This is a genomic window from Mycobacterium sp. pV006 (assembly GCF_041287115.1).
GTDB lineage: Bacteria > Actinomycetota > Actinomycetes > Mycobacteriales > Mycobacteriaceae > Mycobacterium.
Genome location: NZ_JBGGKT010000014.1, coordinates 59,231 through 85,116, shown reverse-complemented (window position 1 = coordinate 85,116; position 25,886 = coordinate 59,231). Strand labels below are relative to the sequence as shown.

Sequence of the window (25,886 nt, the reverse complement as noted above, 5' to 3'; positions counted from 1 at the left end):
TGCTGTGCGAAGAACCGGACCGTTTGCCGTCGGTGACCGAGTCCAGCTCACCGACGCCAAGGGCAGGCGCTACACGATGGTGCTCAAGCCGGGCGGCGAATTCCACACCCACCGCGGCATCATCGCTCTCGACGACGTCGTCGGGCTGCCGGAGGGCAGCGTGATCAAGTCGACCAACGGCGACCAGTTCCTGGTGTTGCGACCGCTGCTCGTCGACTACGTGATGTCGATGCCGCGCGGCGCTCAGGTGGTCTATCCGAAGGACGCCGCGCAGATCGTCCACGAAGGCGACATCTTCCCGGGCGCGCGGGTGCTCGAGGCCGGCGCCGGTTCCGGAGCCCTGACCTGTTCGCTGCTGCGAGCGGTCGGGCCCGAGGGCACGGTGACCTCCTACGAGGTGCGCGACGACCATGCCGAGCACGCGGTGCGCAACGTCGAGACGTTCTTCGGTGAGCGGCCGGCCAACTGGGAACTGGTGATCGGCGACGTCGGTGATTACGCCGGCGGCGAGGTCGATCGCGTCGTGCTGGACATGTTGGCGCCGTGGGAGATCCTCGGCGCGGTCGGTGACGCGTTGGTCGCCGGTGGTGTGCTGATGGTGTATGTCGCGACCGTCACCCAGTTGTCGCGCACGGTGGAGGCGCTGCGCGAGCAACAGTGCTGGACCGAGCCCCGGGCCTGGGAGAGCATGCAGCGCGGCTGGCACGTGGTGGGACTCGCGGTGCGTCCCGAGCACTCGATGCGCGGTCACACGGCGTTTCTGATCAGTGCGCGCAAGCTGGCGCCGGGCGCGGTCGCGCCGGTGCCGTTGCGCCGCAAGCGACCCACCGTCTGATCACTCACTCGTCGGTGCTGCGGTGCAGACCGCGCCGCGTCGACAACAACTCGACCTCCGGCCGCGCGGCGACGAGGCGTTCGGCGGCGTCGAGCACCGAGATCACGTGCGCGCGGTCGCCGGCGACGACGGCGACACCGACCCCGGCGCGCCGGTACAGGTCCTGTGATCCGGTCTCGGCGGCCGACACACCGAACCGGCGGCTCAACTCGGCGACCAGCGGCCGGACCGCCGAGCGCTTCTGTTTACGCGACCGCACGTCACCGAGCAGCAGATCGAACTCCAGCCAACCGATCCACATGTGTCAGCGCGGCGGGTCGGCGGGATCGGGCTGGAGCTGCAGGAGCAGATCGGCCGACTGTCGGGTCAACTGCCAGGACGGTCCGTCGGCCGTGAACTCCAGGGGATAGGTGAACTGCCCGTACCCCGGGTTGGCCGTGATCACCTGCACGGTCGCGACCACCTGGCCGGGCTGCGCACCCGACCAGGCCAGGTCACGGGCCTCGAACCGCAGCGGCAGCGCCCGGTTGTCGCGCAGCGCGGTCGCGAAGCGATCCAGCGCCGCGGCATCCGCCGGACCGGTCTCGGAGATCAGCGCCACCTTGTCGGTGCCCGGCACCGCCGGGTCGGACAGCCGGACCAGCACATCGGTCAGCGCCTCCGGAGGCGGCAGCGGGGGTCCCTCGGGGACCGGCGGCAGACCCACCGACGGCGCGGGAGACGTCTCCACCGGGGAGGTCACCGGGGGCGTCCGGTCATCGGACGCGCAACCGCCGATCCCGAGCGCCACCACGACGGTGACGGCGCCCAGAACCGCGGTACGACGCGTCCGCGTCATCGGTCAGGGAAAGGCGGTCAGCCCGCGGAGGTCATCAACGCCATCGCGGACTGCTTCGACAGCTGCCACCCGGTGGGGCTGGGCCCGGCGATGAACGTCAACGGCTGGCTGGCGACCTCACCACCCGGTGACGTTGCGGTGACGAGTGCGGTGGCCACGGGACCGTTCTGGTCGATGTCGCTGATCGAGAACGTCAGCGGGAAGTAGCCCTTGGCGGCGGCGTTGCGGTAGCCGCGATCGGCCAGGCGGGCCTCGACGACACCCAGACCGCCCTGCACGAAGCTGGCCTTGTTGCCGGTGAACGTACCCGGTCCCTGCAGCGCCGACAGCGTCGACAGCAGCGGTCCCTGCAGTTCAGGGGCCGGTGCGGTCGGCAGCGGCGCAACTGCAACCGGGCTCGCCGCAGCGGTACCCGCGCCGATTGCAATCGAGGTCACACCCACGGCGGCACCCATCACGAATGCGGTGGCCACCCCAGCGGTCAGGCTGGTAACGAGGGGTTTCAGGGTCACGGCTGTCCTTCCGTTCGGCCGAACTGATCTTCAGAGGCTAACAGCGGTGCGGGTGTGTCGAATTCCTAGACCGCACACAATGACTGAATCGCCGGTAGCTTTGAAGTTGTTACTGCACCAACTTCCGGTGCGGGAAAGGAGCGCAACATGAGTGAGTCCGAGCGTTCTGAGGCCTCTGGCGTCTTTGGAGCATCTCCCGACAAGTACCTGTCCAGCGAAGATGCTGCCGAGCTGGAGCAACTGCGGCGCGAAGCAGCCGTCCTGCGCGAGCAGTTGGAGAACGCCGTCGGCGCTTCGGGCAGTCGCAGTGCCCGCGACGTCCACCAACTCGAGGCGCGCATCGACTCGCTGGCGGCCCGCAACGCGAAACTGATGGACACGCTCAAAGAGGCGCGTCAGCAGTTGCTCGCGCTGCGCGAGGAAGTGGACCGCCTCGGTCAGCCCCCCAGCGGTTACGGGGTGCTGCTGGCGGTGCAGGACGACGACACCGTCGACGTGTTCACCTCCGGCCGCAAGATGCGGCTGACCTGCTCGCCGAACATCGACACCAAGTCGCTCAAGCAGGGCCAGACCGTCCGCCTCAACGAGGCGCTCACGGTGGTCGAGGCCGGCACGTTCGAAGCGGTCGGCGAGATCAGCACGCTGCGCGAGATCCTCTCCGACGGACACCGCGCCCTGGTCGTCGGGCACGCCGACGAGGAACGCATCGTCTGGTTGGCCGAGCCGCTGGTGGCCGCCGACTACCTGCCCGACGACGCGGTCGACGATCCCGACGACGACCGTCCCCGCAAGTTGCGGCCCGGCGACTCGCTGCTGGTGGACACCAAGGCGGGCTATGCCTTCGAGCGGATTCCCAAGGCCGAGGTCGAGGACCTTGTCCTCGAGGAGGTGCCCGACGTCGCCTACAGCGACATCGGCGGCCTGACCCGCCAGATCGAGCAGATCCGCGACGCCGTCGAGTTGCCGTTCCTGCACAAGGAGCTCTACCGCGAGTATTCGCTGCGCCCGCCCAAGGGTGTGCTGCTCTACGGTCCGCCCGGCTGCGGTAAGACGCTGATCGCCAAGGCGGTGGCCAACTCCCTGGCCAAGAAGATGGCCGAGGTCCGCGGCGACGACGCCCGCGAGGCCAAGTCCTACTTCCTCAACATCAAGGGCCCCGAGCTGCTGAACAAGTTCGTCGGTGAGACCGAGCGGCACATCCGCCTGATCTTCCAGCGCGCCCGCGAGAAGGCCTCCGAAGGCACTCCGGTGATCGTGTTCTTCGACGAGATGGACTCGATCTTCCGGACCCGCGGTACCGGTGTCAGCTCCGACGTGGAGACCACGGTGGTGCCGCAGCTGCTCTCGGAGATCGACGGTGTCGAGGGTCTGGAGAACGTCATCGTCATCGGCGCCTCCAACCGCGAGGACATGATCGACCCGGCGATCCTGCGGCCCGGCCGCCTGGACGTGAAAATCAAGATCGAGCGGCCGGACGCCGAGGCGGCGCAGGACATCTTCAGCAAGTACCTCACCGAAGAGCTGCCGGTGCACGCCGACGACCTCGCCGAGTTCGGCGGAGACCGCACGGCCTGCATCAAGGGCATGATCGAGAAGGTCGTCGAGCGGATGTACGCCGAGATCGACGACAACCGTTTCCTCGAGGTCACCTACGCCAACGGCGACAAAGAGGTCATGTACTTCAAGGACTTCAACTCCGGCGCGATGATCCAGAACGTCGTCGACCGGGCCAAGAAGTACGCGATCAAGTCGGTGCTGGAGACGGGGCAGCCGGGTCTGCGCATCCAGCACCTGCTCGACTCGATCGTCGACGAGTTCGCCGAGAACGAGGATCTGCCCAACACCACCAACCCGGACGACTGGGCGCGCATCTCCGGCAAGAAGGGTGAGCGGATCGTCTACATCCGCACGCTGGTCACCGGGAAGAGCTCGTCGGCCAGCCGGGCCATCGACACCGAGTCGAACCTGGGCCAGTACCTGTAGGGCTATTCCAGCAGCGAATAGCTGTTGGCCAGGTCGTCCTGGAGCACCTGGGCCTCGCGGCTGCTGGTGTCCACCCGCACGGCGGTGCGCGGCATCCGCGCCGCGTACCGCCAGCCGTCGGGCAGGGCCAGCCGTCGCGCGAGTCCCGGCAGGTCGGCCAGAGACAGCGTCGGGTCCACGGTCTGGCTGTAGGTCTGCATGACCCAGTGCCGGCCGTCGGGGTCGACCAGTTCGTAGATCTCGCGGCCGGCGTCGAACACGAACACGGCCTGCCGGCTGACCCGGTTGGGCAGATACGGGCCCGGGTTCATCGACGACAGCGCGACGGTGGCCTGCCGCAACATGTCGATGCCACCGAACGATGCCCGTTCCGGTGCCGCGTCGGTCCGTTTCTCGATGCTGCTCATCAGCCAGTAGCGCGGCCCGTTGAGCAGTGCGGCCGTCACACCGTGCTCGCGGGCGATCGCGTCGGCGTCCAGACGGTCCCACAGGTCGGCCGGGCAGTCGTTGAGCGGAAAGGTGTTGTACACCACCGCCTCCGGGCCGGACTCGCCGGCGCGCACCAACAGCACCTCGCCGTAGCGCAGACCGAAGACATCCCTGTTCATCGGGTCCGTTCCTTCTCCAGTTCGAGGTAGGCGTCGCGGCCGGCCAGGCTGACCGCGACGTCTGCGATGAGCGGCTCGAAGAACCGTTGCCGGTAGAGCGGGTCGACGCTGGTGCTGACGGTGAAGTACAGCCCGGAGAGCACCGCGACGAACAGGGAGACGTGCACGACGGTCTGGGGGATCGGGATGTGGATCCCGAACCACGTTCCGGCGCAGGGTGGTTGACCCACCGGGCAGCTCTGCTCCCCGGACCACAGCACGGTGACGTCGTAGGGCACGGCGACGATGCCCAGCGCTAGGAAGAACGCGAACAGGCCCGCGGTGAACAGCACCACCTGGATGGCTTGGGCGACCACCATGACGGCGATGACGTTGAGTTGTTCACCGGTGGCCAACGGCGGAGCGTCCTGCGCCACGACGCCTCGCGATTCCAACGGGGAGCCGAGGAGCAGTTCGTCGGGATCGTTCTGCGCGGAGCGGTCTTCGCGCAACGCGCGGACCTCGTCACGGATCGTGGCGACCATGAACACCAACGCCACCACGGCGAGGAACCCGATGGTCTGCCACAACCGCTGGCGGCTCATCCCCGCCGACAGCTGCCACAGCTCCCCGGAGAAGTAGACCACCACGGTCAGCATCAACAGCGGCAGCGCGCGGCTCATCAACGTGCCCAGCGCGCCCAGCTGGACCCAGGCGAAGCGGAACGCCCACAACGCGATCGCGCCGAAACCCAGGTAGGTCAGCCAGATCGCGGCCAGCGAGATCACCAGGAAGACGGGTATCTCGGCGGCCGAGGCGCGGGTCCAGCCGTTGACCGTCAGCGGCATGATCACCACGAAGATCGTCATGACCAACACCGCGGCCCACCGGCGCAGCGTCTCGCCGCCCCGGGTGCCGGACCGGTGCAGCACCTCCAGCGCGAACGGAGCGGCAACCAGCACCGCGGCGATCACCGCCAGCCGTGCGGCATACCCGAGATCAGGTGTCGGACCCGAGAGGTCGGCCAGCACCAAGGTCGTGGCAGTCAGCGCGCCCACGACACTGATCATCGGCGCGGAACGCTGGACGAGCTTGCGGGCCCGCACCCGCCGGGTCAGCACCAGCGGCAGTCCCCGGTGCAGGAACCACTGATGGACCTGCCGCATGTCCGACACCGCCACATTGTGACAGTCGCAGGCTGCTGTGCAGCGGATTCACTCCGATGTCTAGGGTGGTCGGTATGCAGAGGATCATCGGAACGGAGGTCGAGTACGGCATCTCCTCGCCGTCTGATCCGACCGCGAATCCGATCTTGACGTCCACCCAGGCGGTGCTGGCCTATGCCGCGGCCGCCGGAATCCAGCGCGCGAAGCGCACCCGGTGGGACTACGAAGTGGAGTCGCCGCTGCGCGACGCCCGCGGTTTCGACCTGAGCCGCTCCTCCGGGCCGCCCCCGATCGTCGACGCCGACGAGGTCGGTGCGGCCAACATGATCCTGACCAACGGCGCCCGGCTCTACGTCGACCACGCCCACCCCGAGTACTCGGCACCCGAGTGCACCGACCCGATGGACGCGGTCATCTGGGACAAGGCCGGCGAACGGGTGATGGAGGCCGCCGCCCGCCACGTGGCCAGCGTGCCCGGTGCGGTCAAGCTCCAGCTCTACAAGAACAACGTCGACGGCAAGGGCGCGTCCTACGGCTCGCACGAGAACTACCTGATGAGCCGGCACACCCCGTTCTCGGCGGTGATCGCCGGGCTCACACCGTTTTTCGTGTCGCGTCAGGTGGTGACCGGCTCCGGCCGCGTCGGGATCGGCCCGTCGGGCGACGAGCCGGGTTTCCAGCTCTCGCAGCGCGCCGACTACATCGAGGTCGAGGTCGGCCTGGAGACCACGCTCAAGCGCGGGATCATCAACACCCGCGACGAGCCGCACGCCGATGCCGACAAGTACCGCCGCCTGCACGTGATCATCGGCGACGCGAACCTCGCCGAGACGTCGACGTATCTGAAGCTGGGCACCACGTCGCTGGTCCTCGACCTCATCGAAGAGGGCGTCGACCTGTCCGACCTGACGCTGGCCCGGCCCGTGCACGCGGTGCACGTGCTCTCCCGGGACCCGTCGCTGCGCGCGACGGTGGCGCTCGCCGACGGCCGCGAGCTCACCGGCCTGGCGTTACAGCGGATCTACCTCGACCGGGTGGCCAAGTTGCTCGACACCCGCGATCCGGACCCGCGCGCCAACCATGTGGTCGAGACGTGGGCCCACGTGCTCGATCTGCTCGAGCGCGATCCGATGGAGTGCGCCGACCTGTTGGACTGGCCGGCCAAGCTGCGGCTGCTGGAGGGCTTCCGGCAGCGGGAGAACCTCGGCTGGAACGCCCCTCGGCTGCATCTGGTGGACCTGCAGTACTCGGACGTGCGGTTGGACAAGGGACTGTACAACCGGCTGGTGGCCCGCGGATCGATGAAGCGGCTGGTCACCGAGCAGCAGGTGCTCGACGCAGTGGACAACCCACCGACCGACACCCGCGCCTACTTCCGCGGGGAGTGCCTGCGCCGGTTCGGTGCGGACATCGCGGCGGCCAGCTGGGATTCGGTGATCTTCGACCTCGGCGGTGACTCGCTGGTGCGGATTCCCACGCTCGAACCGCTGCGCGGCAGCAAGTCCCACGTCGGCGCGTTGCTCGACTCCGTCGACAGCGCCGTCGAACTCGTCGAGCAACTGACGACCTAGGACGGACTATCCCCGGCAATCTCGTTGCCGACCGGTAGTGTGGAGGAACTGGTGGGCGTGCGGGCACACCCACCGCGGTGAAGACTGACGCAGGAGGCAGCGATGGCTCAGGAGCAGACCAAGCGCGGCGGCGGAGGCGGCGAAGACGACGACCTCTCCGGCGGCACGGCCGCCGGGCAGGAGCGTCGCGAGAAGCTGGCCGAGGACACCGACGATCTGCTCGACGAGATCGACGACGTCCTGGAGGAGAACGCCGAGGACTTCGTCCGTGCCTACGTCCAGAAGGGTGGACAGTGACCTGGCCGCATGACGACCGCTCGGCCTTTCCTTCCTCTCTCCCTCTCTCGACCACCGGCGTGAACTCGTCGTTCAGCGACTTCCTGCGACATCAGGCGCCGCATCTGCTCCCGTCCGCGGGGCCGGTGCCCAGCGAATCGGTGCCGCACGGCACCACGATCGTGGCGTTGAAGTTCCCCGGCGGCGTCGTGATGGCCGGGGATCGGCGCGCCACCCAAGGGCACATGATCGCCAGCCGGGACGTGCAGAAGGTCTACATCACCGACGAGTACACCGTCACCGGTATCGCGGGCACGGCGGCCATCGCCGTGGAGTTCGCGCGGCTCTACGCGGTCGAGCTCGAGCACTACGAGAAGATCGAGGGCGTGGCGCTGACCTTCCCGGGCAAGGTCAACCGCCTGGCCACCATGGTCCGCGGGAATCTCGGTGCGGCGCTGCAGGGTTTCGTGGCGTTGCCGTTGCTGGCCGGCTACGACCTCGACGACCCCAATCCCGAGGGGGCCGGCCGGATCGTGTCGTTCGACGCCGCCGGCGGGCACAACCTCGAGGAGGAGGGCTACCAGTCCGTCGGGTCCGGGTCGATCTTCGCCAAATCGTCGATGAAGAAGCTCTATTCGCAGGTGACCGACGCGGACTCCGCGCTGCGGGTGGCCATCGAAGCGCTCTACGACGCCGCCGACGACGACTCGGCCACCGGTGGACCGGACCTGGTGCGCGGTATCTACCCCACCGCGGTGGTGATCACCGCCGACGGCGCCGAGGAGATCGCGGAGGACCGGATCGCCACGGTGTGCCGCCAGATCATCGAGAGTCGTTCGCGGGCCGACACATTCGGCCCGGACGCCGAGCCCCGAGGTGACGCCTCATGAGCTTTCCGTACTTCATCTCGCCCGAACAGGCGATGCGTGAGCGTTCGGAGCTGGCGCGCAAGGGCATTGCCCGGGGGCGCAGCGTGGTCGTGCTGGCCTACCGCGACGGCGTGCTCTTCGTCGCCGAGAACCCGTCCCGCTCCCTGCAGAAGGTCAGCGAACTCTACGACCGCGTGGGATTCGCGGCCGTGGGCCGGTTCAACGAGTTCAACAACCTGCGCAGCGGCGGCATCCGGTTCGCCGACACCCAGGGTTATGCGTACTCGCGTCGGGACGTGACGGGACGCCAGCTCGCCAACGTCTATGCCCAGACGCTCGGCACCATCTTCACCGAGCAGGCCAAGCCCTACGAGGTCGAACTCTGCGTCGCCGAGGTAGCGCACTACGGCGAGTCGAAACCGCCTGAGCTGTATCGGATCACCTACGACGGATCCATCGCCGACGAGCCGCATTTCGTGGTGATGGGCGGCACCACCGAGCCGATCATCACGGCGCTCAACGAGTCCTACGCCGAGAATGCCTCCCTGGAGGATGCGGTGCCGATCGCGGTGTCCGCGCTGTCGGCCGGCGGTAACGGCTCCGAGCCGCGCACGCTGGGACCGGCCACCCTCGAGGTCGCGATTCTGGACGCCAACCGGCCGCGCCGCGCGTTCCGCCGGATCACCGGCGCAGCGCTGGAAGCCCTGCTGCCGGAACAGGATTCCTAGGCTGGACCCCGGCCGGCGGGATCGCCGGAGATGACCGCCAGGATGGTGCGCCACGCATCGGAGGGCCGGTTGAGCATGCCGCTGTGGGCGTCCCAGCCGGCCACCCAGCCGCCGTCGTCGTAGCGTCCGGTCAGAAGCGGTGTGACACCAGGCATCTCGTCGGGATCGCGGCCGTGCGGCCCGCCGGGCACACCCTGCGCCAACTCGATGAAGTCGCCCGGCGCGGTCATGGAGAACCGTTGCACGTGCGGGTTGCGGTTGCGCCAGTCCGACGGATCGTCGACGCCGACGCCGGCTCCCGCGGCGGCCAGGAACAGCGTCCGGTCCGATGTCATCCCCATCGTCTCGGCGGTGCCCACGATCGAGCCTCCGTACGAGTGGCCGATGACGGTCACGGTGACGCCGTCGGGCACAACACGTTCGACGTCCTCGGTGAACGCGACCAGACGGGGTGCCATCTGAAGCGCGTAGCCCGGGTCGGCGGCCTCGCGCACGACGTCGACGGGATCGTCGACCTGAGGGAACGGGCCACCGAGATAGGTGAGCATCGCGACGGTGCCGCGACTGCCCGCCACGAAGCGGCGGGCGGTGGCGGCGTTGGCCGCCGATCCCTCCATCGTGGTGTTCACCCCGGGGACGAGGACGGCGACGCCGCGGGCCGAGTCGACAGCGCCGTGCAGTTCGACCAACGACGCCCGCCCCGGGTCGAACGCGACGATCTGGCGTGCGGCCCGTGGGCCGCGGCCCGCCGGGTCGTCGACCTCGCCGAGCAACTCGCGGTACAACGCGACCCGGCGGCGCGAGCCTTGGTCGCGGCCGTCCTCGGCCAGGATCGCCGCGGCGATGTTGGTGCGGTTGGCCTGTATCCGCATCGGCCACGGCACCCCGTCGGTATTACCCACCTGGTGCGGGAAATCGGCGACCAACTGCTCGCGCTGCTGTGGGGTCATGGCCGCGATCTGTGCGGCGATCCGGTCCTGGCTCATGGCCGGCCATGCGTCGACGATGTCGGCGGCCTGCACCGGCCACGCCCCGGCCGGGACGGTGGCCGCGGCTGCGGACACCGCTGTCGACGCCCGTGCGAACGCGGCGGCGATGTCGGCGGCGGCGTCGGCGTCGGCCATCCCGACGCGGCGCAGCGCGTCGGCGATCTCGATGCTCAGTCGCGCCGCCCGCGCGGCGAGGAGGTCGGCGGCCGCGTCGGGATCGCCGCCGGCGAGCATCCGCAGCAACGGTCCGGCGCCGGGACCCGGCGCCACCGTGCCGTCGTCGGCGACGCTCAGCCCGTCGCGGTGCGCCACGTCGACGAGCGCCAGCACGTGCCGGCGGGCCGCGGCGATCTGTTCGGCACCGTCTGCGGCGGCCACCGCAGCGGTGACCAGGATGCGCGCCGCGGCCTCGGCCCGGCCGGCGAGCCGGCGCGCACGAGCGACGGCTGCCTCGGCGGCCGCTCCGGTCCATCGGTGACCGCCCCCTTCGATGTCGGCGAGCGCCGCGTCGACCTCGGCGACCAGGCGTCGTGCGGCGTCCTCCCATTCGGCGGCCACCTGCGAGAGCGCGGCCGGATCCCAGGACCGGACCTGCGCGACCCCGGGACCGGTCACGGCACACCGAGTCGGGCGGCGTTGGCGCGGTCGGTTCCGGCGAACGCCACCGCGGTGTCGCGCGCGGCGGCGGACCACTCCCGCAGGCCGGTGGCCACCTCGTCGACCCGACCCGCCACGGCCTGCGGTGAGCAGACGGCGTGGACCGCCGAACCCGGCAGCGCCGTATGCGCCAGCCGCGGTATCGCGACGCCGCGCAGCCGCTCGGCGGCCTCGTCGACCCGCTCCGCCAGGCGGTGCACATGGTCGACGTCGACGTGGGTGATTTCCGCCATGACTCATGCTGGCAGCCCCGCGGCGACGTCCGGCCCGGTTATCCACAGGGGTGGATCTGGCGGTGTCGGCCACCGCACCCGCCCAGCACCCAGTAGTCTCGATGAGGTGCAGCGACGAATCATGGGCATCGAGACGGAATTCGGTGTCACCTGCACGTTCCACGGCCATCGCCGGCTGAGTCCCGACGAGGTCGCCCGCTATCTGTTCCGGCGGGTGGTGTCGTGGGGCCGCAGCTCGAACGTCTTCCTCCGCAACGGTGCGCGCCTGTACCTCGACGTCGGCAGCCACCCCGAGTACGCGACCGCCGAGTGCGACAACCTCGCCCAGCTGGTCACCCACGACCGTGCCGGGGAGCGGGTGCTCGAGGACCTGCTCATCGACGCCGAGCAGCGGTTGGCCGACGAGGGCATCGGCGGCGACATCTACCTGTTCAAGAACAACACCGACTCGGCCGGCAACTCCTACGGCTGCCACGAGAACTACCTGATCGTGCGCGCCGGCGAGTTCTCCCGCATCTCCGATGTGCTGCTGCCGTTCCTGGTCACCCGCCAGCTGATCTGCGGCGCGGGCAAGGTGCTGCAGACGCCGAAGGCGGCCACGTTCTGCCTGAGCCAGCGCGCCGAACACATCTGGGAAGGCGTGTCCTCGGCGACCACGCGGTCCCGCCCCATCATCAACACCCGCGACGAGCCGCACGCCGACGCCGAGAAGTACCGGCGGCTGCACGTGATCGTCGGCGACTCGAACATGAGCGAGACCACCACGATGCTCAAGGTCGGGTCGGCGTCGCTGGTGCTGGAGATGATCGAGGCCGGGGTGGCGTTCCGAGACTTCTCGCTGGACAACCCGATCCGCGCGATCCGTGAGGTCAGCCACGACCTCACCGGGCGCCGTCCGGTCCGCCTGGCCGGAGGCCGGCAGGCCAGCGCGCTGGACATCCAACGCGAGTACTACTCGCGCGCGGTGGAGTATCTGCAGACCCGCGAACCCGACCCGCACGTGTCCCAGGTGGTCGACCTGTGGGGCCGGCAGCTCGACGCGGTGGAGAGCCAGGACTTCGCCAAGGTGGACACCGAGATCGACTGGGTGATCAAGCGCAAGCTGTTCCAGCGCTACCAGGACCGCTACGACATGGAGTTGTCGGACCCGAAGATCAGCCAGCTCGACCTGGCCTACCACGACATCAAGCGTGGGCGCGGGGTATTCGATCTGTTGCAGCGCAAGGGTCTTGCCACGCGCATCACCACCGACGAGGAGATCGAGGCCGCGGTCACCACTCCGCCGCAGACCACCCGGGCCAAGCTGCGGGGCGAGTTCATCAGCGCTGCGCAGGAAGCCGGCCGGGACTTCACCGTCGACTGGGTGCACCTCAAGCTCAACGACCAAGCTCAGCGCACCGTGCTGTGCAAGGATCCGTTCCGGTCGGTCGACGAGCGGGTCAAGCGGCTCATCGCCAGTATGTGAGCCGGACGCGCCGTCAACGGGCGCGGTGTCCGGACCGCGATGCGCCTTAAGCTCGTAGCCGTGGCGGTCTCCAAAGTCGAACGATTGATGAATCTGGTCATCGCGCTGTTGTCCACACGCACCTTCATCACCGCCGACCGGATCCGCGAGACGGTCTACGGGTACAGCGAGACCGCCAGCGACGACGCGTTCTCCCGGATGTTCGAGCGCGACAAGAACGAGTTGCGTGATCTCGGGATCCCGTTGGAGACCGGGCGGGTGTCGATGAGCGACCCGACCGAGGGGTACCGGATCAACCGCGAGGCGTACGCGCTGCCGCCGGTGCGGTTGACGCCCGACGAAGCAGCAGCGGTCGCGGTGGCGACGAAGCTGTGGGAGTCCCCGGAACTGATCACCGCGACCCAGGGCGCGCTGCTGAAGCTGCGCGCGGCGGGGATCGACATCGACGCCGCCGACGACCTGGGCGTGATGATCACCTCGACGGGCGCGCTGCCGGGTCTGCGCGGATCCGAGGAGGTGCTCGGAACCCTGTTGTCCGCCATTGCCTCCGGGCACGTGGTGCAGTTCCCGCACCGCTCGTCACGCAGCGAGCCCTACGTCACCCGCACCGTCGAACCGTGGGGCGTCGTCACCGACCGCGGCCGCTGGTATCTGGTCGGCCACGACCGCGACCGCAACGACGTCCGCACCTTTCGGCTGTCCCGGATCGGCGCCGAGGTCACGATGATCGGCGAGCCGGGAGCGGTCACCAAGCCCGACGGGCTGGATCTGCGTGAGACGGTGGCCCGGGTGGTCGGGGAGTGGCCCGACGCCGGGGAGGCGAAGGTGTGGGTCGCGGCCGACCGGGCGCTGGCGCTGCGTCGCCGCGCGACCGCGTCGACCCCCCGGACCCTGGGTGGGCGCCCCGGCGACGAACTCACGATCGAGGTCGGCATGTTCGACCGGCTCGCCCGCGAGGTCGCCGGCTACGGCGCCGACGCGATCGCGCTGGAACCGGCGGCGTTGCGCGCCGACGTGATCGCCCGACTGCGGGCGCAGGCGGGGGTGAGCGCATGAGTACCTCCGTGAGCACCCGGCTGGTGCGGCTGCTGAACATGGTTCCGTATTTCCAGGCCAACCCGCGCATCACCTATGACGAGGCCGCCGCGGACCTCGGCGTGACCGTCAAACAGCTGCGCGACGACCTCAACCAGCTGTGGATGTGCGGTCTGCCCGGCTACGGTCCCGGCGACCTGATCGACTTCGAGTTCTCCGACGACACCATCGAGGTCACCTTCACCGCCGGCATCGACCATCCGCTGCGGCTGACCTCGCCCGAGGCCACCGGCGTCCTGGTCGCGCTGCGGGCGCTGCTCGACGTTCCCGGCATGGTCGACCCGGAGGCCGCGCGCAGTGCCATCGCCAAGATCGAATCCGCGGCCGGTCACGCCGGCCACCAGATCGAGGGCGGCGCCGTCGACGAGCCGGCCCCGATGGAGAGCGACGCCGCAGCAGCGGTGCGCACCGCGGTCCGCGAATCCAGGGCGCTGGCCATCGAGTACTACTCGGCCTCCCACGACGTGCTGTCCAGCCGTGTCGTCGACCCCATCCGGGTGCTGCTGGTCGCCGACCACAGCTACCTGGAGGCATGGTGCCGTTCGGCCGAGGGCGTGCGCCTGTTCCGGTTCGACCGCATCGTCGACGCCCGCGTGCTCGACGAGGCGGCGGCACCGCCACCGCCGGCCGTGCAGGCCGAGCCCGACACCTCCCTGTTCGATCCCGACACCGCCGACCCGTCGCTGCCCAGCGCCACGCTGCGGGTGAGCCGGGAGGCCGCCTGGATGTTCGACTACTACCCGCTGCGGGTGGTGCGCGAGCATCCCGATGGATCCTGCGACGCGGCCATGACCTACGCCTCCGACGACTGGATGGCGAAGTTCGTGCTCGGGTTCGGTTCGGCCGTCAGGGTCCTGGCACCGGACGCGCTGGCCGAGCGGGTGCGATCGGCGGCGGCCGCCGCCCTGGCCGCTTACGAAGTCAGCGCGACGGCCACAAACGAGTAGACTCGCCCCCAGACGTCTGGAGGTAACGAAATTGGGTGGTCTCTCACCGTGGCACTGGGCCATCGTCATCGCCGTGTTCGTGCTGCTCTTCGGTGCCAAGAAGCTCCCTGACGCGGCGCGTTCACTCGGCAAGTCGATGCGCATCTTCAAGTCCGAGATCAAGGAGATGCAGGCGGAATCCAAGCCGGATACGCCCACGCAGATCACGTCCGAGCGGGTCAGCGACGGCACTGCTGCGCCGTCGCCGTCCGAGGCGTCTCCGGACCAGCGCTCGGCCTGAACGGCCCGTCTCGCTCGCCGCGGTCCCACCGCGGCGCGCCGCACGCGCCTGAGTAACTGCTAGCCAGACTGCCGTGCAGATCCCAGGATTCTTCAGAAAGCTCGATCCGCGTCGCCGACGTTCCCGGGTCAACCCCGACGGCACCATGTCGTTGGTCGAGCACCTCACCGAACTGCGGACCCGACTCCTGATCGCGGTGCTGGCCGTCCTGGCCACCACCGTCATCGGGTTCCTGTGGTACGGCAACGGCGTCTTCGGGCTGCCCAGCCTCGGCGACTGGCTGCGCGGCCCGTACTGCGCGCTGCCGGACTCCGCGCGCGCCTCCATCACCCCTGACGGGGAATGCCGCCTGCTCGCCACCGCTCCGTTCGACCAATTCATGCTGCGCCTGAAGGTGGGGCTGACCGCGGGCATCGTGCTGGCCTGCCCGGTGTGGCTGTACCAATTGTGGGCGTTCATCACCCCGGGTCTGTACGCCAAGGAGCGACGATTCGCGGTCGCGTTCGTCACCGTCGGTGCCATGCTCTTCGTGGCCGGCGCGGTGCTGGCGTACGTGGTGCTGGCCAAGGCGTTGGGCTTCCTGCTGACCATCGGCAGCGACGTCCAGGTGACCGCGCTGTCCGGCGAGCAGTACTTCGGCTTCCTGATCAACCTGCTGCTGGTGTTCGGGATCAGCTTCGAGTTCCCGCTGTTGATCATCATGCTCAACTTGGTCGGGGTGCTGCCGTACGAGCGGTTGAAGGCGTGGCGCCGCGGACTGATCATGGGCGTGTTCGTCTTCGCCGCGTTCGCCACGCCGGGCTCGGATCCGTTCTCGATGCTGGCGCTGGCGCTGGCGATCACCGCGCTGATGGAGTTCGCGATCCAGATCGCCCGCCTGTCCGACCGCAGCCGGGCCCGTCGCGCAGCGCAGGACTCGCTCGCCGACGACGAGGCCGCACCCATCGGGGCGGCCGAACCGATCGAGGCGCCCTCGACGGTGCCCACGCCGTCACGCCTGGCCGTCGATGACGACGCGACCTGAGTCCGCCCCGGTGCACCCGCAGATCGAGCAGTTCACCACCCACCTGTCGTTCACGCTCGACGACTTCCAGCGACGCGCATGCGAGGCCCTGGCCCACGGTCACGGCGTGCTGGTGTGCGCGCCGACCGGCGCGGGCAAGACGGTGGTGGGCGAGTTCGCCGTGCACCTCGCGCTGGAAGCCGGCGGCAAGTGCTTCTACACCACTCCGATCAAGGCGCTGAGCAACCAGAAACACGCCGACCTGGTCCGCCGGTACGGATCCGAACGCATCGGGCTGCTGACCGGTGACCAGGCCATCAACGGCGACGCCGACGTCGTGGTCATGACCACCGAAGTGCTGCGCAACATGCTCTACGCCGATTCGCGTGCGCTGCACGGTCTCTCGTATGTCGTGATGGACGAGGTGCACTTCCTGGCCGATCGCATGCGCGGCGCGGTGTGGGAAGAGGTCATCCTGCACCTGCCCGAAGAGGTGCGGCTGGTGTCGCTGTCGGCGACGGTCAGCAACGCCGAGGAGTTCGGTGGCTGGATCCAGACGGTGCGCGGCGACACCACCGTCGTCGTCGACGAGCACCGTCCGGTCCCGCTGTGGCAGCACGTACTGGTCGGGCGGCGGTTGCTCGACCTGTTCGACTACCGCAACGCTGCAGCGGCCGCGTCGACGCGCGACCCGGTCGTCGATCCGGAGTTGTTGCGGCACATCGCACATCGACGCGAGGCCGACCGGATGGCCGACTGGCAGCCCCGCGGTCGCGGCAGGCCCGGTCGGCCCACCCTCTACCGCACACCGAGCCGACCCGACGTCATCACCGTCCTCGAGCAGCGCAACCTGCTGCCGGCCATCACGTTCATCTTCTCCCGCGCGGGGTGCGACGCCGCGGTCAAGCAGTGTCTGCGGTCGTCGCTGCGGTTGACCACCGACTCCGAACGGCGCCGGATCGCCGAGATCGTCGACCGCCGCACCGCGGATCTGGCCGACACCGACCTGGTGGTGCTGGACTTCCATCAGTGGCGCGAAGGGCTGCTGCGCGGGCTGGCCGCCCACCACGCCGGCATGCTGCCCACCTTCCGCCACACCGTCGAGGAACTGTTCACCGCAGGTCTGGTCAAGGCCGTATTCGCCACGGAGACATTGGCCTTGGGCATCAACATGCCGGCGCGCACCGTGGTGCTCGAGCGGCTGGTGAAGTTCAACGGCGAACAGCACATGCCGTTGACGCCGGGGGAGTACACCCAGCTGACCGGTCGCGCGGGTCGCCGCGGCATCGACGTGGAAGGCCACGCCGTCGTGCTGTGGAACCCGGACGTCGACCCGGCCGAGGTCGCGGGGCTGGCCTCGACGCGGACGTTCCCGCTGCGCAGCTCGTTCGCGCCGACCTACAACATGACGATCAACCTGGTGCACCAGATGGGGCCGAAGCAGGCGCACCGCCTGCTGGAGCGGTCGTTCGCGCAGTATCAGGCCGACCGGTCGGTGGTCGGGTTGGTGCGCGGCGTGGAGCGTGGCGAGCGGATGATGGCCGACCTGGCCGCGGAGTTCGGTGGACCCGACGCGCCGATCCTGGACTATGTGCGGCTGCGCACCCAGATCACCGCACGGGAGAAGTCCCAGTCACGCGCGTCCCGGATGCAGCGCCGCCAGGCCCTCAATGACGCGCTGACCGCGCTGCGCCGCGGCGACATCATCAACATCAACCAGGGCAAGCGCGGCGGTCTGGCGGTCGTCCTCGAACCTGCCCGCGACGACGACGATCCCCGCCCCCTGGTGCTGTCCGAACACCGCTGGGCCGGCCGGATCTCGTCGGCCGACTACACCGGTGCCGGCGCCCCGCTGGGCCGGATGACGCTGCCCAAACGGGTGGAGCACCGCAACCCCCGCATTCGCCGCGACCTCGCGTCGGCGTTGCGCTCCGCGGCCGCCGGGCTCGACGTGCCCTCGGCACGGGCCCGCCGCAGCGGTCCGCCACCGGAACCCGATGTCGATCCCGAGTTGGCGGCGCTGCGCTCCCGGATGCGTGCCCATCCGGCGCACGGACTGCCCGACCGCGAGGAGCGGGCCCGCGCCGTCGAGCGGTATCTGCGCATCGAGCGCGACAATGCCGCGCTGCGCAAGAAGATCGAGACCGCCACCAACTCGTTGGCGCTGACCTTCGACCGCATCGTGGCGTTGCTCACCGAGCGCGGGTTCATCGACACCGACGGCGACGCCCCCGTGGTGACCGAGGCCGGCCGGTTGTTGTCGCGCATCTACAGCGAGAGCGATCTGCTGGTGTCGGAGTGCCTGCGCACCGGGGTGTGGGACGAGCTGGACCCGGCCGAACTGGCCGCGGCGCTGTCGGCGATGGTCTACGAGTCCCGCCGCGAGGGCCAGCCGACCGACGCCGGGGACGTGCCGACGGGCCGGTTGCGCAGGGCGCTCGCCCAGACCCGCCGGTTGTGGGCCGAGGTGCGCACCGACGAGCAGCGCCACCGCATCACGCACAGCCGCGAACCCGACGACGGTTTCGTCGCCGCGATCTACCGGTGGGCCCGCACCGGTGACCTCGCCACCGCGCTGACCGCCTCCGACATCGGTGGCACCGGCACGTTCATGTCGGCGGGTGACTTCGTGCGGTGGTGCCGGCAGGTGCTCGATCTCGCTGATCAGGTGCGCGCGGCGGCGCCGTCGCCGGCGTTGCGGGCAACCGCGAAACGCGCGATAAACGACGTCCGGCGCGGCGTCGTAGCTGTTGATGCCGGGTAGGGTGTGGCGCAGCACCCACGGCACGACCAAGGAGAGAAATGAGCGGACCCCAGGGACCTGACCCGACGCAGCCGTGGCCGGGTCAACAACCTGAGTCGGGCGCAGACCAGCCGTCGGGAGATGCCGCCGCCAACCAGGGGTGGCAGCCGCCGTCCGGGTCGGAGCAGGCGCAGCCAACCGGTGCCGAACAAACCCAGTGGCAGCCGCCGGCCTACACGCCGCAGCAGTATCCGCAGTATCAGCAGCCGCCGGCCTACCCACAGCAGTATCCGCCCACCGAGCAGTACGGTCAGCAGCCGCCGCAGGAGTACAACCCGGCCGGCTATCCGCCGCCGGGACAGTACGGCCAGCCCGGCGCCTACGGGCAGCCGTACGGTCAGCCCGCCCCCGGTTACGGCCAACAGCCCGGCCAGTTCGGGCAGCAGCCGGGGCAGTTCGGGCAGTACCCGGGCTATCCGGCGCCCGGCGGCGAGGACGGTCAGAAACGTTCCATGGCGGTGCTCGGCACGGTCGCAGGCGTGCTGGTGGGCGTCGTCGTCATCGCGGTCCTGGTGCTCGGCTTCTGGAAGCCCGGCTTCTTCGTCACCACCAAGCTCGACATCGGTGCCGCCCAGCAGGGTGTGCAGCAGATCCTGACCGACGAGACCAACGGTTACGGCGCCAAGAACGTCAGCAACGTGTCGTGCAACGGCGGGGTCAGCCCCACGGTGCGCAAGGGTGACACCTTCGACTGCGAGGTCAGCATCGACGGCACCAAGCGTCAGGTCACCGTGACGTTCCAGGACGACAACGGCACCTACGAGGTCGGCCGGCCCCGGTAACTCACCCGGGGAGTTTGTCCAGGGCGCTCTGCAACCGCCCGATCGACGACGACACGCCGTAGCGTTCGGCGAGTTCGGCGACTTTGCGGGGATGGCGCGCAGCCAACGGCAGCGTGTCGTCTTCGGTGGAGAAGTCGACCGCGCAGTCGGTGGCCACCCGCACCACCGGGATGGCCGCGGCGATGTAGTCGGCGGCGCCGCGCAGTTTGGTGCGGTGCGACTTCGACAGCTTCGACTTCGGGTCCTCGGCCGCGGCCAGGATCTCCTCCAGGGAACCGTGGGCGGCCAGCAGCGAGGCCGCGGTCTTCTCGCCGATGCCCGCCACTCCGGGCAGCCCGTCGCTGGGGTCGCCGCGCAGCAGCGCGAGTTCGGCGTAGGCCGGGCCGGCCCGGTGGATCGGCACGCCGTAGGACTCGGCGACCTCGGTAGGCCCGTACTTGACCGCCTTGGCCAGTCCGCGACCGAGATATAGCACGCGCACGGGCACCGGTTCGTCGCGGACGAGCTGCAGCAGGTCGCGGTCGCCGCTGACCACCACGACCGGGTCGCTCTCCTCGCGTTCGGCGAGCGTGCCCAGCACGTCGTCGGCCTCGTGGTGGGCGGCACCGGCGGTCGCGATACCGAACGCGTCGAGAATCTCGAAGATCATGTCGACCTGCGGGGTCAGGTCGTCGGGGACCTCCTCGACGTCGGGTGCGTCGCCGGGGCTCTCCTCGACGACGCGGTGGGACTTGTAGGACGGCACCAGGTCCACCCGCCACTGCGGACGCCAGTCGTCGTCGCGGCAGACGACCAACCGTCGGGGCTGTTCGCGGGTGATCACCGTGGCCATCGCGTCGAGGAAGCCGCGCAGCGCGTTGACCGGACGACCGTCGGGTGCGGTGATCGACGACGGGACCCCGAAGTAGGAGCGAAACCACATGCTTGCGCCGTCGAGGAGCACCAGGGGAGCTGTCACGCCGCCATCCTGCCAGGCGCCCACTAGCCTGGATCGCATGTCCGACGGTCGCTTCCCCACAGACGTCTACGCCCACCGGATGGCCGCGGCCGCGCGCGCGGCGGCCGAGGCAGGACTGACCGGTCTGGTCATCACCCCGGGGTACGACCTGCGGTACCTGACCGGGTCGCGCGCGCAGACCTTCGAACGCCTCACCGCGCTCGTGCTGCCCGCCTCCGGTGACCCGACGATCGTGGTGCCCCGGCTCGAGCTCGCCGCGCTCAAGGAGTCCGCGGTCACCGAGCTCGGGATCGCGGTGCGCGACTGGGTGGACGGTGACGACCCCTACGCGCTGGTCGCCGACGCGTTCGCCGGCGCGACGAACCCGGCGGTGGCGGTCACCGAGTCGATGACCGCCCTGCACCTGCTGCCGCTGGCCGACAAGCTCGCGACGGTGCCGGTCCTGGCGACCCCGGTGCTGCGGCGGCTACGGATGATCAAAGACAACGCCGAGATCGACGCCCTGCGCGCGGCAGGTGCCGCCATCGACCGGGTGCACGCCCGGGTACCCGAGTTCCTGGTGCCCGGCCGCACCGAGGCCGACGTGGCCTCCGACATCGCCGAAGCCATTCTCGCCGAAGGACATTCGGAGGTCGCGTTCATCATCGTCGGGTCCGGGCCACACGGGGCCGACCCACACCACGAGTGCTCCGATCGACAACTACGCGAGGGCGACGTCGTGGTGGTCGACATCGGCGGACCGTACGGCGTCGGCTACAACTCCGACTGCACCCGCACGTACAGCATCGGCGAGCCCGGCGACGACGTCCGCGGTGACTATGCGGTGCTGCAAGAGGCACAGCGCACCGCGGTGGCCGCCGTGCGCCCCGGCGTGACGGCCGAACAGGTCGACGCGGCCGCCCGAGACGTGCTGGCCGAAGCCGGTCTGGCCGAGGCGTTCGTGCACCGCACCGGTCACGGCATCGGCCTGTCGGTGCACGAGGAGCCCTACATCGTGGCCGGCAACGCGCTACCGCTGCAGGAGGGGATGGCGTTCTCGGTGGAGCCGGGCATCTACTTCCCGGGCCGGTGGGGCGCCCGCATCGAGGACATCGTGATCGTCACCGCCGACGGCGCCGAAGCGGTCAATGCGCGCAGTCACGACCTGACCGTGGTGCCCGTGTCCTGATGGTCAGCTGTCGCTGCGGTCGAGCAGGCTAGACGAGCCGAGCACCCGCTCGATCTTGACCTCGATGACGACGCGCTTGGGGTTCGGTCGGGGCGTGCGGTAGCGCTGGGCGTAGCGCAGCTCGGCGTCGCGCACCGACTCCGCGTCGGTGCGCACCACCGACTTGCCCTCCAGCGACAACCACCGCGCGCCGTCGACCTGGCTGAGCACGGCCACGCCGCGATGCTCGGCGTTGACCGCCTTCTGCGATCCGCCGCTGGTGATGACTCGCGCGATGTGGGTGGCCGGGTCGAACGTGAATCCGACGGCCACGACGTGCGGGGATCCGTCGCCGCGCAGCGTGGTCAGCATCGCGAGATGCCGCTCGGTGAGGAAGGTCAACGCGTCGGCGGTCAGCTTGGTGGTCGGCTTGCGACCGGGTGTGGCCATCGGTCCCACGCTAGTGCAGGCGATAATCGCAGCCGTGGATGACACGGTGGGCGCCCCGGTCGTGATCTTCGGCGGTCGCAGCGAGATCGGCATCGAACTCGCCCGGCGGTTGGCCCCGGGTGTGCCCGTCATCCTGGCCGCCCGCCGCGCCGACGATCTCGACGCGCAGGTGGCCGCGGTCCGGCAGGCCGGCGCGACAGCCGTGCACACCGTCGAGTTCGACGCCGACGACCTGTCCTCGCACCGCGGGCTGGTCGACGCCATCGAGGCGCGACACGGCCCCATCGGCACCGCGGTACTGGCGTTCGGCATCCTGGGCGACCAGGCCCGCGCCGAGCGCGACCCGCTGCACGCCACGGCGATCGTGCACACCGATTTCGTCGCGCAGGTCGGTCTGCTCACCGTGCTGTCGGACCGGATGCGGGCCGCGGGCCGGGGAACGCTGGTGGTGTTCTCGTCGGTGGCCGGCGTGCGGGTGCGGCGGGCCAACTACGTCTACGGCTCGGCCAAGGCGGGACTGGACGGCTTCTGCAACGGCCTCGCCGATGCGTTGCACGGCACCGGGGTTCGGCTGCTGGTGGTGCGGCCCGGCTTCGTGACCGGCCGGATGACCGAGGGCATGTCCCCGGCACCGTTCCCGTCGACCCCGGCCAAGGTGGCCGACGCCGCCGCACGGGCGCTGCGTCGCGGCCGCACCCACGTGTGGGTGCCGTGGATCCTGCGGCCGGTGTTCGCGACGATGCGGATGCTTCCGAGGCCGCTCTGGCGCAGGTTGCCGCGATGAGCCGGATCGTGGTGGTCGGCATCGGGGCCGACGGCATGTCCGGCCTGGCCCTGGCCTCCCGGGACGAACTATGCAGGGCCGCAGTGGTTTACGGCTCACCCCGACAGCTGGACCTGCTCGACGGGTCGGTGACCGCGCAGCGGCGGGTGTGGCCCTCCCCGATGATGCCCGCGTTGCGCGGACTGCTCGACGGCGTCGAGCACGACGTGCACGTGGTGGCCAGCGGCGACCCGCTCTGCCACGGCGTCGGATCGTCACTGATCCGGTTGCACGGTGCCGACCGCGTGACGGTCCTGCCGCACGTGTCGTCGGTGACGCTGGCATGCGCGCGGCTCGGTTGGGCGGTGCCGGACACCGAGATCATCAGTCTGGTCACCGCGGAGGTCCACACCGCGGTGCGCCGCGGCGGCCGCGCGGTGGTGTTGTCGCGTGACGGTTCGACTCCGGCGGCGTTGTCGCAGTTGTTGGTCGACACCGGCCGGGGGGACTCGGAGGTCACCGTCCTCGAACAGCTCGGTGGCCCGCGCGAGCGTCGCCGCAGCGCGCCGGCGCGCGACTGGATCGGTCGGTCCGACGTCGACGACCTCAACGTGGTGGCCGTGCAATACCTGCCCGACGAGCGCCAGGGCGCGGTGCTACCGGATGCTGCCTACGCTCACGACGGTCAGATCACCAAGCAGATGATGCGGGCGGTGACGCTGGCCGCGCTGGCGCCCCGTCCCGGAGAACTGTTGTGGGACGTGGGATCCGGATCGGGCAGCATCGCGATCGAGTGGTGCCGCAGCGCCCCGGGGTGTCGGGCCGTGGCATTCGAACGCGACGGGGCCCGCCGGGACCGGCTGATCGGCAACGTCACCGCGCACGGTGTCCTGGTGCAGGTCGGCGCCGCAGCGCCGGAGTCGTTCGACGCCTATGCGCCCGCCGATGTGATCTTCGTGGGTGGCGGGGTCAGCCAACCCGGGATGCTCGACGCGTGCTGGCAGCGGCTGCAACCCGGCGGACGACTGGTCGTCAATGCCGTCACCGTCGAATCTGAAGCGGTTGTGGCGCAGTGGCATTCGCGGGTCGGCGGGGAACTGCGCCGCTACCAGCATCAGCACGCCGAACCGCTCGGCGGCTTCCACGCGTGGCGGTCGGCGATGCCGGTGACGCAGTGGGCGGTGATCCGGCCTCAGTAGGACTCGACGAGCGCGATGGCGTCCAGCTCGCGGATGGCACGGCACCCACGACGCAGCATGGTCAGCACCATCTCGTCGCCGCGCTCGGTGGAGGCGGCGAACGCGAAGCCGAGCGCGGTGATCAGCGGCGCCTGGAACACGCCGAGTCGGTAGTCCTGCCAGCAGGTCTCGACGTCGTAGCCCGTGACACCCTGACGCAGCAGTTCGGCGTGGTAACGGTCGACCAGGTCGCGTTCGTGCGCGGCCCGATCGTCGGGCAGCAGGCTGGTCGCGGTGAAGTAGGCCAGGTCACGGGTCGGCAGCCCGATCCCCATGGTCTGCCAGTCCACGACCGTGACGCGGGTGCGATCGGGGTCGAAGAGCATGTTGTCCAGGCGGTAGTCGCCGTGCATCAGCGAGTAGCGGTGCGGTTCGGCCATCAGCCACGGGGTCACCAGGCTCATCGCGGATTTCAAGGTCTCGCGGTCCTCGGTGGTGATGGATTCGCCGAGCTTGTCGACGGTGATGTCGGCGGCCATCACGGCCACGTCACCGAGGCCTTTGGCGGCCTGCTCGTCGCCCGGTTTGGGCATCACGATCGACGGCAGTTGCGCCCACTGCGGCTCGCACCAGCTGGGCCCGTGCAGTCCCGCCAGCGCCTCGACGGCCAGTCCGGCTTCGACCGCCGAGCAGCCGGCGATCTGATCGCCCTGCACCGCAGGCGCCATGTCGGCGAGAACCAGCACGAAATCCTTGCCGTCGGGCGAGATTTCGCTGTGATAGCAGTGGGGCACGGGCATCGTGACCTGGCTGCTGACCGCGGAGTAGAACTCGACCTCCGACAGGTAGCCCAACGCCACACGTTCGCGCACCTCGTCGTCCTGCGCCGGGAGTTTGACCGCGAAAGTGCCGGGGTGTCCGCAGTCGCGGTCGCGGTAGGTCACCGTCACCCGGTAGGTGGCCCCGGTCTGTCCGGTACCGATCGCGGCCACGTCGACACCGTCGACGTCGGTGCCGAGCACCGAGGTCAGCCAGTCGGGGGTGAGCTCGGTCGGGCTGCACGGGATCGTCACGGTGTGCCTCTTTCGTCGGGGTCGGGCTGTTCGTCGTCGGGGGTGGTGCCGTAGATGGTGCGCAGCCAGAGTGTTTCGGCTCCGTCGAGGAGCTGCTCGCGGGTGAGGCGGCCGCCGAGCGTATGCCGTTCGAGCAGGCGGTCGTTGAACTCGAGCAGGATCGCGGCCAGCACGTCAGGCGGGGGACCCCCGGGCGCACGGGCGGCGTCGCGTTCGGCGGCGATCATGGTCGCCACGCTGCTGACGAAGGACTCCCGCGCCTCGTCCCACACCTGCCTGATCGACGGGCTGGACGCCCGGGCATCGAGCATGGCCTCCAGCAGATATCGGTGGGTGTCCACGGTCGCCAGCAGTGCTTCGAGCATCGCGCGGACGCGTCGGCGCGGGGGTTGGGTGGTGTCGGCGAGCATGTCGCCGGCCAGGAAACCGTCGTCGTACATGGGTTCGAGCAGTGCGGCCACTGCTGCGGCCTTGTTCTCGAAGTAGAAGTAGAACGCCGAGCGCGTGACTCCCGCGCGCCGGGTCACGTCGGCGATGTTGAGGCCGTCGAAGCCGGACTCACGCAGATGGTGGTCCAGGGATTCCAGGATCGCGCTGCGTCGCATGTCGCTCTTCTGCGGTTGGCGGCGATCCGTGGGTGAGCGCACAGGCAGTCCTTGCGGCACGCGCGGACCTTAACCTGCGCTTCTGACGACTGT

At 69.7% G+C, this 25,886-nt stretch carries 27 protein-coding genes; 16 read left to right on the top strand and 11 right to left on the bottom strand.

Translation table 11 applies throughout. From position 1 onward, the window contains the following. The first annotated feature begins 4 nt into the window (after nucleotides 1-4). Entirely contained in the window at nucleotides 5-835 is an 831-nt protein-coding gene (locus ACAG25_RS19890) for a tRNA (adenine-N1)-methyltransferase (RefSeq protein WP_370490197.1), read from the top strand. A 4-nt stretch (nucleotides 836-839) separates the two neighbouring features. Here the strand turns inward: ACAG25_RS19890 and ACAG25_RS19885 are convergent, their stop codons facing one another. The 3 genes from ACAG25_RS19885 to ACAG25_RS19875 are packed head-to-tail and all read right to left on the bottom strand — an operon-like array spanning nucleotide 840 to nucleotide 2,185. Beyond that, a complete protein-coding gene (locus ACAG25_RS19885; RefSeq protein ID WP_370490196.1) occupies nucleotides 840-1,136 on the bottom strand; it encodes a DUF503 domain-containing protein in 297 nt (98 codons plus the stop codon). Nucleotides 1,137-1,139: 3 nt separating this feature from the next. Beyond that, nucleotides 1,140-1,673 (bottom strand): hypothetical protein, encoded by a 534-nt coding sequence (locus ACAG25_RS19880; RefSeq protein ID WP_370490195.1) that lies wholly within the window; start codon nucleotides 1,671-1,673, stop codon nucleotides 1,140-1,142. Between the two features lie 17 nt (nucleotides 1,674-1,690). Beyond that, entirely contained in the window at nucleotides 1,691-2,185 is a 495-nt protein-coding gene (locus tag ACAG25_RS19875; protein WP_370490194.1) for a hypothetical protein, read from the bottom strand. A gap of 147 nt (nucleotides 2,186-2,332) precedes the next feature. On the opposite strand from ACAG25_RS19875, the gene arc reads away from it, so the two are divergent. Further along, complete coding sequence (arc, locus tag ACAG25_RS19870) at nucleotides 2,333-4,168, top strand: proteasome ATPase (RefSeq protein ID WP_370490193.1); 1,836 nt, start codon at nucleotides 2,333-2,335, stop codon at nucleotides 4,166-4,168. A gap of 2 nt (nucleotides 4,169-4,170) precedes the next feature. On the opposite strand, the gene ACAG25_RS19865 is transcribed toward arc, so the two are convergent. Both ACAG25_RS19865 and ACAG25_RS19860 read right to left on the bottom strand, forming a co-directional pair. Continuing rightward, the gene (locus ACAG25_RS19865; protein WP_370490192.1) at nucleotides 4,171-4,776 is read right to left on the bottom strand and encodes a hypothetical protein; all 606 of its coding nucleotides are present in this window, start codon (nucleotides 4,774-4,776) and stop codon (nucleotides 4,171-4,173) included. Then, nucleotides 4,773-5,921, bottom strand: coding sequence for a hypothetical protein (locus ACAG25_RS19860; protein ID WP_370490231.1), 1,149 nt, complete (start codon nucleotides 5,919-5,921; stop codon nucleotides 4,773-4,775). Before ACAG25_RS19860 ends, ACAG25_RS19865 begins: the two co-directional genes overlap by 4 nt. A gap of 74 nt (nucleotides 5,922-5,995) precedes the next feature. Here ACAG25_RS19860 and dop point away from each other — a divergent pair, with 74 nt between their 5' ends. The 4 genes from dop to prcA all read left to right on the top strand — a co-directional run bounded on the left by dop (nucleotide 5,996) and on the right by prcA (nucleotide 9,365). Then, entirely contained in the window at nucleotides 5,996-7,492 is a 1,497-nt protein-coding gene (gene dop / locus ACAG25_RS19855; protein WP_370490191.1) for a depupylase/deamidase Dop, read from the top strand. Nucleotides 7,493-7,594: 102 nt separating this feature from the next. Beyond that, nucleotides 7,595-7,789, top strand: a complete 195-nt coding sequence (locus ACAG25_RS19850) for a ubiquitin-like protein Pup (RefSeq protein WP_370490190.1) — start codon at nucleotides 7,595-7,597, stop codon at nucleotides 7,787-7,789. Then, complete coding sequence (gene prcB / locus ACAG25_RS19845) at nucleotides 7,786-8,658, top strand: proteasome subunit beta (protein ID WP_370490189.1); 873 nt, start codon at nucleotides 7,786-7,788, stop codon at nucleotides 8,656-8,658. The genes ACAG25_RS19850 and prcB overlap by 4 nt, the downstream gene beginning before the upstream one ends. After that, entirely contained in the window at nucleotides 8,655-9,365 is a 711-nt protein-coding gene (gene prcA, locus ACAG25_RS19840) for a proteasome subunit alpha (RefSeq protein WP_370490188.1), read from the top strand. The genes prcB and prcA overlap by 4 nt, the downstream gene beginning before the upstream one ends. Here the strand turns inward: prcA and ACAG25_RS19835 are convergent. After that, nucleotides 9,362-10,969, bottom strand: a complete 1,608-nt coding sequence (locus tag ACAG25_RS19835; RefSeq protein WP_370490187.1) for an alpha/beta hydrolase — start codon at nucleotides 10,967-10,969, stop codon at nucleotides 9,362-9,364. The two genes, prcA and ACAG25_RS19835, sit on opposite strands and share 4 nt — an antisense overlap. After that, the gene (locus ACAG25_RS19830) at nucleotides 10,966-11,244 is read right to left on the bottom strand and encodes a hypothetical protein (protein WP_370490186.1); all 279 of its coding nucleotides are present in this window, start codon (nucleotides 11,242-11,244) and stop codon (nucleotides 10,966-10,968) included. Before ACAG25_RS19830 ends, ACAG25_RS19835 begins: the two co-directional genes overlap by 4 nt. Nucleotides 11,245-11,350: 106 nt before the next feature. Here ACAG25_RS19830 and pafA point away from each other — a divergent pair, with 106 nt between their 5' ends. The 7 genes from pafA to ACAG25_RS19795 all read left to right on the top strand — a co-directional run bounded on the left by pafA (nucleotide 11,351) and on the right by ACAG25_RS19795 (nucleotide 19,619). After that, nucleotides 11,351-12,709 carry a Pup--protein ligase gene (gene pafA / locus ACAG25_RS19825; RefSeq protein ID WP_370490185.1) on the top strand — a complete coding sequence of 453 codons (1,359 nt, stop codon included), beginning with the start codon at nucleotides 11,351-11,353 and terminating at the stop codon, nucleotides 12,707-12,709. Nucleotides 12,710-12,769: 60 nt separating this feature from the next. Then, on the top strand, nucleotides 12,770-13,765 hold the full coding sequence (locus ACAG25_RS19820; protein WP_370490184.1) for a helix-turn-helix transcriptional regulator: 996 nt from the start codon (nucleotides 12,770-12,772) through the stop codon (nucleotides 13,763-13,765). Beyond that, nucleotides 13,762-14,751, top strand: coding sequence for a helix-turn-helix transcriptional regulator (locus tag ACAG25_RS19815; RefSeq protein ID WP_370490183.1), 990 nt, complete (start codon nucleotides 13,762-13,764; stop codon nucleotides 14,749-14,751). The genes ACAG25_RS19820 and ACAG25_RS19815 overlap by 4 nt, the downstream gene beginning before the upstream one ends. Nucleotides 14,752-14,782: 31 nt before the next feature. Continuing rightward, nucleotides 14,783-15,031, top strand: coding sequence for a Sec-independent protein translocase subunit TatA (gene tatA, locus ACAG25_RS19810; RefSeq protein WP_370490182.1), 249 nt, complete (start codon nucleotides 14,783-14,785; stop codon nucleotides 15,029-15,031). Nucleotides 15,032-15,104: 73 nt separating this feature from the next. Beyond that, nucleotides 15,105-16,055, top strand: a complete 951-nt coding sequence (tatC, locus tag ACAG25_RS19805) for a twin-arginine translocase subunit TatC (protein ID WP_370490181.1) — start codon at nucleotides 15,105-15,107, stop codon at nucleotides 16,053-16,055. Then, nucleotides 16,039-18,798 (top strand): DEAD/DEAH box helicase, encoded by a 2,760-nt coding sequence (locus ACAG25_RS19800; RefSeq protein WP_370490180.1) that lies wholly within the window; start codon nucleotides 16,039-16,041, stop codon nucleotides 18,796-18,798. Before tatC ends, ACAG25_RS19800 begins: the two co-directional genes overlap by 17 nt. Nucleotides 18,799-18,836: 38 nt before the next feature. After that, entirely contained in the window at nucleotides 18,837-19,619 is a 783-nt protein-coding gene (locus ACAG25_RS19795) for a DUF4333 domain-containing protein (RefSeq protein WP_370490179.1), read from the top strand. Nucleotide 19,620: 1 nt separating this feature from the next. On the opposite strand, the gene ACAG25_RS19790 is transcribed toward ACAG25_RS19795, so the two are convergent. Then, nucleotides 19,621-20,577 carry a 5'-3' exonuclease H3TH domain-containing protein gene (locus ACAG25_RS19790; RefSeq protein WP_370490178.1) on the bottom strand — a complete coding sequence of 319 codons (957 nt, stop codon included), beginning with the start codon at nucleotides 20,575-20,577 and terminating at the stop codon, nucleotides 19,621-19,623. 37 nt (nucleotides 20,578-20,614) lie between these two features. Here ACAG25_RS19790 and ACAG25_RS19785 point away from each other — a divergent pair, with 37 nt between their 5' ends. Next, entirely contained in the window at nucleotides 20,615-21,745 is a 1,131-nt protein-coding gene (locus ACAG25_RS19785) for a M24 family metallopeptidase (protein WP_370490177.1), read from the top strand. Between the two features lie 3 nt (nucleotides 21,746-21,748). On the opposite strand, the gene ACAG25_RS19780 is transcribed toward ACAG25_RS19785, so the two are convergent. Then, nucleotides 21,749-22,174, bottom strand: coding sequence for a F420-dependent biliverdin reductase (locus tag ACAG25_RS19780; protein WP_370490176.1), 426 nt, complete (start codon nucleotides 22,172-22,174; stop codon nucleotides 21,749-21,751). Between the two features lie 34 nt (nucleotides 22,175-22,208). Between ACAG25_RS19780 and ACAG25_RS19775 the strand changes: the two genes are divergently transcribed. Then, nucleotides 22,209-22,958, top strand: coding sequence for an SDR family NAD(P)-dependent oxidoreductase (locus ACAG25_RS19775; protein ID WP_370490175.1), 750 nt, complete (start codon nucleotides 22,209-22,211; stop codon nucleotides 22,956-22,958). Continuing rightward, the gene (gene cbiE / locus ACAG25_RS19770; RefSeq protein ID WP_370490174.1) at nucleotides 22,955-24,136 is read left to right on the top strand and encodes a precorrin-6y C5,15-methyltransferase (decarboxylating) subunit CbiE; all 1,182 of its coding nucleotides are present in this window, start codon (nucleotides 22,955-22,957) and stop codon (nucleotides 24,134-24,136) included. The genes ACAG25_RS19775 and cbiE overlap by 4 nt, the downstream gene beginning before the upstream one ends. Here cbiE and ACAG25_RS19765 read toward each other — a convergent pair. Together ACAG25_RS19765 and ACAG25_RS19760 are read right to left on the bottom strand one after the other, a co-directional pair. After that, a complete protein-coding gene (locus tag ACAG25_RS19765; protein WP_370490173.1) occupies nucleotides 24,130-25,188 on the bottom strand; it encodes a phosphotransferase family protein in 1,059 nt (352 codons plus the stop codon). The genes cbiE and ACAG25_RS19765 overlap by 7 nt on opposite strands. Then, on the bottom strand, nucleotides 25,185-25,835 hold the full coding sequence (locus ACAG25_RS19760; protein WP_370490172.1) for a TetR/AcrR family transcriptional regulator: 651 nt from the start codon (nucleotides 25,833-25,835) through the stop codon (nucleotides 25,185-25,187). The genes ACAG25_RS19765 and ACAG25_RS19760 overlap by 4 nt, the downstream gene beginning before the upstream one ends. Nucleotides 25,836-25,886: the final 51 nt, after the last annotated feature.

Bases quoted from the DNA above. Each gene is read 5' to 3' on its own strand.
- ACAG25_RS19885 (WP_370490196.1), bottom strand. From the start codon at position 1,136: ATGTGGATCGGTTGGCTGGAGTTCGATCTGCTGCTCGGTGACGTGCGG.
- ACAG25_RS19880 (WP_370490195.1), bottom strand. From the start codon at position 1,673: ATGACGCGGACGCGTCGTACCGCGGTTCTGGGCGCCGTCACCGTCGTG.
- arc (WP_370490193.1), top strand. From the start codon at position 2,333: ATGAGTGAGTCCGAGCGTTCTGAGGCCTCTGGCGTCTTTGGAGCATCT.
- ACAG25_RS19865 (WP_370490192.1), bottom strand. From the start codon at position 4,776: ATGAACAGGGATGTCTTCGGTCTGCGCTACGGCGAGGTGCTGTTGGTG.
- ACAG25_RS19860 (WP_370490231.1), bottom strand. From the start codon at position 5,921: ATGCGGCAGGTCCATCAGTGGTTCCTGCACCGGGGACTGCCGCTGGTG.
- dop (WP_370490191.1), top strand. From the start codon at position 5,996: ATGCAGAGGATCATCGGAACGGAGGTCGAGTACGGCATCTCCTCGCCG.
- ACAG25_RS19850 (WP_370490190.1), top strand. From the start codon at position 7,595: ATGGCTCAGGAGCAGACCAAGCGCGGCGGCGGAGGCGGCGAAGACGAC.
- prcA (WP_370490188.1), top strand. From the start codon at position 8,655: ATGAGCTTTCCGTACTTCATCTCGCCCGAACAGGCGATGCGTGAGCGT.
- ACAG25_RS19830 (WP_370490186.1), bottom strand. From the start codon at position 11,244: ATGGCGGAAATCACCCACGTCGACGTCGACCATGTGCACCGCCTGGCG.
- ACAG25_RS19815 (WP_370490183.1), top strand. From the start codon at position 13,762: ATGAGTACCTCCGTGAGCACCCGGCTGGTGCGGCTGCTGAACATGGTT.
- ACAG25_RS19800 (WP_370490180.1), top strand. From the start codon at position 16,039: ATGACGACGCGACCTGAGTCCGCCCCGGTGCACCCGCAGATCGAGCAG.
- ACAG25_RS19795 (WP_370490179.1), top strand. From the start codon at position 18,837: ATGAGCGGACCCCAGGGACCTGACCCGACGCAGCCGTGGCCGGGTCAA.
- ACAG25_RS19785 (WP_370490177.1), top strand. From the start codon at position 20,615: ATGTCCGACGGTCGCTTCCCCACAGACGTCTACGCCCACCGGATGGCC.
- ACAG25_RS19780 (WP_370490176.1), bottom strand. From the start codon at position 22,174: ATGGCCACACCCGGTCGCAAGCCGACCACCAAGCTGACCGCCGACGCG.
- cbiE (WP_370490174.1), top strand. From the start codon at position 22,955: ATGAGCCGGATCGTGGTGGTCGGCATCGGGGCCGACGGCATGTCCGGC.